Below are 314 nucleotides of genomic sequence, written 5' to 3' on the forward strand. Positions count from 1 at the left end.
TGCAAGAACGATTTACTACGCGGGTAGCGGGAAGAGCCGCGGTTGTGGAGTTTTTAGTCCAGTTGCCCGTTGCCAATATGATTAAATTTAGAATACTTATAATAACTTTAATTTTTATTGATATTTTGCTTCACAAGCATAGGGATATTATGTATTATGAGAGCCACACAAAAAAAGGTGTATGTAGTGGCGGTTGGAGCTCAGATCGTAGAGCCCCGGATTGAGATTCCGGTTGTCGCGGGTTCGAGACCCGTCAATCGCCCCACTATTTTCTAAGTCCTCTCAGTAATATCCAAAGGTAACTTTTTAGTTAT

The 314-nt window shown here is 41.4% G+C and carries 1 protein-coding gene and 1 tRNA gene; both read left to right on the forward strand.

Translation table 11 applies throughout. The features are described from left to right. Window positions 1–224, forward strand: a 224-nt coding sequence (locus CWB76_RS20170) for a hypothetical protein (protein ID WP_212751303.1), incomplete at its 5' end; no start/stop codon positions are given. Continuing rightward, window positions 190–265: transfer RNA gene (locus tag CWB76_RS19415), tRNA-Leu, on the forward strand. The genes CWB76_RS20170 and CWB76_RS19415, both read left to right, overlap by 35 nt. The last annotated feature ends 49 nt before the right edge of the window (window positions 266–314 follow it).

The sequence above is a fragment of the Pseudoalteromonas sp. S1609 genome (assembly GCF_005887255.1).
Classification (GTDB): domain Bacteria; phylum Pseudomonadota; class Gammaproteobacteria; order Enterobacterales; family Alteromonadaceae; genus Pseudoalteromonas.